Origin of the sequence: Synechococcus sp. 'PEA 65AY6A-5F PE A' (genome assembly GCF_047462575.1) — a bacterium.
In the GTDB taxonomy this organism is placed as follows: Bacteria; Cyanobacteriota; Cyanobacteriia; order Thermostichales; family Thermostichaceae; genus Thermostichus.
Window position 1 is genome coordinate 1 of sequence record NZ_JAOALE010000068.1, and the last position, 5071, is coordinate 5071.

Below are 5071 nucleotides of genomic sequence, written 5' to 3' on the forward strand. Positions count from 1 at the left end.
ACAGAAAGATCAACTGGTAGTAATCCGTACTGAACATATTATACATTATTTTCAGCTTATTATTGACTAGAGTCATGCTCCTATCGGAGAAGCTGGGCAGGGATCCAACCTCAGCGAGCCCGCTGGTAGCGCATCCCCGGCAGTTGCACCAGCCAGCCTTCCAGTTCCATAAGCAGCAGGGTGCTGGAGAGGGTGGCAATGTCCATCTGGGTGGCCTGGACCAGGGCGTCGAGGCTGAGGATTTCGTTGCCCAGGAGCTGCCAGAGAAGCTGCTGCTGGGGATCGCTGGGGCCGAAGGAGGGGGGCTGTTCTGGGGGAGGGGATCCCTGAACCAAATCCAGCTCTTGGAGCAGCTCCTCAATCCCCAGGATCATGCCGGCGCCGTTGCGGATGAGCTGCAGACAGCCGCGGGCCGCCGCTGTGTCGATATTCCCCGGTAGGGCGTACACTTCCCGACCGTAGTGGTTGGCCAGGTGGGCGGTAATCAGCGCCCCCGAGCGCTCTGGGGCCTCCATCACCAAGGTGGCGCGGCAGAGGCCGGCGATGATGCGGTTGCGCTGGGGAAAGTGCTCCTTGGCCGGCGGCGTGCCGGGAGGATATTCGCTGAGGACGGCTCCTTGCTCCAAGATGCGCCGGTAGAGGGAGCGATGGTGGGCGGGGTAAACCTGATCCACCCCCGTTCCCACCACGGCCACCGTCTTGCCGCCGGCATCCAGACAGGCCTGGTGGGCAATGCCGTCGATCCCGGTGGCCAGCCCCGAGACCACCACACAGCCGGCTTCTGCCAGGGCGGCACTAACTTTCTGAGTCCAGAGCCGACCGTAGGAGGTGGGGGCGCGGGTGCCGACAACAGCAATGGCCGGCTGCTGCCAATCGGGGCATTCCCCTAAGACATAGAGAAGGGGCGGCGGATCCGGCAGCTCCCACAGCAGCGGCGGATAGCCGGGATCCGCCGGGGTTAGGAAAGGGATCCCAGGCTTTTGGGTCTGCTCCAGGATCTCCTCAGGATCGAGGCCAGGCCGGGCAGAGACAATTGCCTGGGCCAAGGTAGGGCCGATGCCTTCTACCTGCTGCAGGTCCAGGGCGTCCGCCTGCCAGGCCTGCTTCAGGGATCCAAAAAACTCCGCCAGCCGCTTGAGCCGGTGGGGGCCGATGCCCTTAATCTGCGCCCAAGCCAGCCAGTAGGGCCGCTCTTGTTCGCCGCGGCAGGATCCCGGCCTGCCGGCGTTGTCAGCGGGGGAGGAAGGAAAAAGCAATCTCAAGTCTCTGGATCATCGAAAAGGGGAATCTCGGCGGCTGGCTGCCTCGACCCTGCCGCGGGGCTAATACCAGGTTAATCGAGCCATCCTGCTTTAAAATGAAGTCCCGCTGAAGATGCACCTGCACAGCAGGAGGTCGGAGGATGCTCGAACAGGATCCCGCCGCTGGCCTTTTGCGCTTTGGGCGGCTGCGGCAAGCTTGGGTGTGGGGGATCTATCCCCTGCTGTGGCTATTGACCTGGGTGGGCGTGCGCTCCGCCCAGCCGCAGCTATTGGGGATCCCGGCTTGGTACTGGGGGGCGGGGTTGGCCATGTTGCTGCTGGTGCCCTTGAACCTCTACATTGTGCGCGTTTGCTGGCCTAGAGATGGGTGACACGGTTTTGAGTTTGGGTGTGGTTGGGGTGTACCTGCTGCTGTTGGCGGCCATTGGCTGGTGGAGCTACCGCCACAGCGGCCAGGATCCCGTGAGCTATTTCTTGGCGGGGCGGGGGCTGGGATCCCTGGCTCTAACCTTGACGACGCTGGCGACGCTGCTCAGTGCCTTTACCTTCATTGGGGTGCCAGCGGATGCCTATACCCACGGCCTAGGGATCTTCCTGGGGGTGGGAGTGACCACCGCCTTCATTTCGGGGCTGTTTTTGTGGGTGGGCTACCGGGTATGGCTAGCAGCCCAACACTTTGGCTTCATCACCCCTTCCGAGTTTTTCGGCCACCGCTTCAACAGCCCTCTTTTGGCTCTACTCTACTGCCTTAGCGCCCTGATGTTTACCGCCCCCTACATCAGCATCCAGATCATTGGCGGAGCCCGCACCCTGGCGGCGGTGTTGGGGGAGGGGATCCCCTACTGGCCCCTGGCGGTGGTGGTGGCCTTGGTGATCTTGGGCTATGTCCTCTTCGGCGGCTCCCAGGCGGTGGTCTGGACGGACGTGGTGCAGGGGATCATCCTGGTTTTGGGGATGGGGGTGGCCTTTGTGGCGGTGGCCCTGAGCTTGCCCCCGGAAACGGCTGGGCAGTTGGATCCCTGGCTGAGCTTGCCGGGCCCGCAGGGGCGTTGGAGCTGGCAGACCCTGCTGGGCAACCAACTGCTGTTTTTTATGGCCACGCCCCTTTTTCCCCAATTTTTCCAGCGCTTCTACATGGCCAAAAGTGCCCGTCCCTTCCAGACTCTGATGGTGGTCTGGCCGCTGCTCATTCTGCTGGTGTTTTTCCCGGCAGCCCTCATTGGCGTCTGGGGCCGGCTGGCTTTTCCTAACCTGCAGCAGCCGGACCAGATCATGCCGCTGATGTTGCAGAGCTTGCCCAGCGGCGTGGCGGCAGTGGTGATTACAGCCGCGCTGGCGGCTTTGATGTCCACGGCGGACTCGCAACTGCTCACGGCCAGCTCCCTAGTGACGCGGGATCTGGTGGTCACCTTCCTCAAGCGCCCGCTTTCCCCGCACCAGGAGGAGCTGTTGGGCCGCTGGGTGGTGCTGGGGATTGGGCTGGTCTCCTTTGCCATTGCCGTCAGGCCGCCGGGGCTGATTGCCCAGATTGCCACCTGGAGCTTCCAGGGCAACGCCATGCTCTTTCCCGTCTTGATCGCCGGCCTGTACTGGAAGCGGGCGACTCGCGCCGGGGCCGTGGCCGGAGCTTTGGTCTCCAGCGGCCTCACCTTGGGCTGGCTGTCGGGCCTGTTGCCCAAAGGCTGGACGGGCGGCTGGCTGCCGGTCATCCCGGCGGTGGTCGCCGGCACAGCCGTGCTGGTGGTGGTCAGCCTGCTAACCCAGCCCGACCGGGAGAGGGTGGCCGCCTACTATGAGAACGGCCCTTGGGCGGAGGAAGGGATCCCGGAATCTTCAGTTGTCTCGACCTAGATGGCGGCCCTCACCCCCAGCCCCTCTCCCTCAGGGAGAGGGGAGATGCTGCGGCGCTGCTCAGCTCCTGCCGGCAGCCAACCTCTTGAGAACAAGGAAGGTGCCGACTAGGAAGAACAGGCCCATCAAGCCGGCCAGCGGGTTGCCGCCGATGCCGGTGAGCCACTCTGGCGCTTTGCCGGTGTATTCGATCCAAGCCAAGTTGTTGACCCAGGTGATGCCCCACACCCAGCCGGCGTGCAGCCCCAGGCTGAGTCCTAGCTTGTTTTGGTTCCACACCTTGGCCTGGGCCAGCAGCAAGCCCATCAGCCATAGCCCCGGAAACTGGGGCCAGGTGGCGAGAATCTCCGCCAGCGGCTTTAAGAAATGGGCCAAAGCAAAGAGAAGGCTGGATCCCCACAGAGCGCTTGTCCAGCCGTAGTCCAAGGCCATCTCCTGCAGCAGCCAACCGCGGAACAACAGCTCTTCCGCCAGCGCCACCGCCAGGCCCACCCCTAACCCCAGCAAGCCATAGCCGAGCAGGGATCCCCCTGCCACCGGCTGCCAGCTCAGCCAGCCCAGGGCACCCTCTAGGCCAAAGAGCAGAAAAAGCCCGCCAACACCCATCCCCAGGCCCCAGAGGATCCCAGCCCGGCAGGCCCAACTCTTGTCTAAGCCATAGGCGGCAAACCCGGATCCCCACAGCCACAGCCAAAGGAGCAGCAGGGCATACAGCGGCAGCCAGAGGTACTCTCGCCCAAAGAAAAACCCCCCTAGGCCGACCCACGGCAGCCAGGCCAAAAGGGGGATCCCCAAAAACAGCAACAGGCGCAGCGGAAATGGAAAAGCTTTTAGTCTGGCAATCTGCAGGCCCACCCAACCCGCTCCTAGTTAGCGTTCCGGCTCGATCGAGCTGGTGAGGCCGTGCTGGCGCAACTGCTCGCAGTAAAACTCCGCATGCTCCCGCGGCACCACGATGACCACAGCAACGCCGTTGTTGTGGGCTTCCAGCATGATTTCGGTGGCTTGCGGCGGCAGCATCGATGGGATCACCTTCACCAGCACCTGCACCACGTACTCCATGGTGTTGACATCGTCGTTGTGCAGCAACACCCGGTACATGGGCATGTGCTTCGGGGTTACAGAAGGCTTAACCAGAGTCTCCGTAGCCACGACGATCCCTCCTTGGGTCAACAAGAGGTTCTAGAACGCAAAACCGGAAAACAGAGCCAAAAAGCAAAAAACCTTAATGGAATTTTAGCCTTCTCAGCAAGGGTTGTGAAAAGCCGGCGCACGGAGGTCGGCGTTCTTAAACAGAAGCTAACCCAGTTTTCACCGGCCCACAACCTCAGTTTGGGCGCAAAAATGCTTGACTGAGGGCGGTTGGCCGTTGTTGCGGATCCCTTTACATTTGCCTGCGTCGCCGAGGTTAGCTGTATGAGTTCCCTGCGTTCCCGTCGCTTTTTCCTGCAGTTGCTGATGTTTGGCGGTGGGGCAGCTGCCCTGGCCGCCTGTGGGGGCAACTCCAGTTCTTCCATCCCGCCGCTGGGAGAGCCCGGATTTCCCCAAGGGGTGTTTGCCGGGGATCCCACCTCGGAAGGGGCGGTGCTTTCCACGCGGGTGATCCCGGCCAGTGCAACAGACACGGTTGCGGTGACGTTGCAGGTGGCTGAGAATTCCGAGTTCAACCCCATTTCGCAACAAGTTTCGCTTAATGCTCGCCGTGTGGCGGGCCGCAACTACCGCACTGAGCCAGGCGACTACATTGCTCGTGCCGTCGTCACCGGCTTGAGGCCAGCGCAGCGCTACTTCTACCGGTTTGTCAGCGAGGGGTTTACCAGCCCTGTAGGCCAGTTTCGCACCCTGCCAGCTCCTGGGGATGGACGACCCATTCGCTTCTTACACATCAGTTGTGCCAACGAGCCTGATACATTCACGCTGAACTCTCCTGAACATGGTTCAGGAAAGAAGCGATCGCA

The 5071-nt window shown here is 62.3% G+C and carries 6 protein-coding genes; 3 read left to right on the forward strand and 3 right to left on the reverse strand.

The window, feature by feature from the left end:
* Positions 1-110: 110 nt before the first annotated feature.
* Complete coding sequence (dprA, locus tag GG26_RS13410; protein WP_414391136.1) at positions 111-1262, reverse strand: DNA-processing protein DprA; 1152 nt, start codon at positions 1260-1262, stop codon at positions 111-113.
* Positions 1263-1402: 140 nt separating this feature from the next.
* Between dprA and GG26_RS13415 the strand changes: the two genes are divergently transcribed.
* Together GG26_RS13415 and GG26_RS13420 are read left to right on the forward strand one after the other, a co-directional pair.
* Complete coding sequence (locus GG26_RS13415; RefSeq protein ID WP_011431304.1) at positions 1403-1633, forward strand: hypothetical protein; 231 nt, start codon at positions 1403-1405, stop codon at positions 1631-1633.
* Between the two features lie 7 nt (positions 1634-1640).
* Positions 1641-3113 carry a sodium:solute symporter family protein gene (locus tag GG26_RS13420; RefSeq protein ID WP_414391139.1) on the forward strand — a complete coding sequence of 491 codons (1473 nt, stop codon included), beginning with the start codon at positions 1641-1643 and terminating at the stop codon, positions 3111-3113.
* 60 nt (positions 3114-3173) lie between these two features.
* Here the strand turns inward: GG26_RS13420 and GG26_RS13425 are convergent, their stop codons facing one another.
* Entirely contained in the window at positions 3174-3968 is a 795-nt protein-coding gene (locus tag GG26_RS13425; protein ID WP_011431301.1) for a CPBP family intramembrane glutamic endopeptidase, read from the reverse strand.
* A gap of 15 nt (positions 3969-3983) precedes the next feature.
* Positions 3984-4265 carry an ATP-dependent Clp protease adapter ClpS gene (gene clpS, locus GG26_RS13430; RefSeq protein ID WP_011431300.1) on the reverse strand — a complete coding sequence of 94 codons (282 nt, stop codon included), beginning with the start codon at positions 4263-4265 and terminating at the stop codon, positions 3984-3986.
* 264 nt (positions 4266-4529) lie between these two features.
* On the opposite strand from clpS, the gene GG26_RS13435 reads away from it, so the two are divergent.
* A partial coding sequence (locus GG26_RS13435) for a PhoD-like phosphatase N-terminal domain-containing protein (protein ID WP_414391143.1) occupies positions 4530-5071 on the forward strand: 542 nt, incomplete at its 3' end.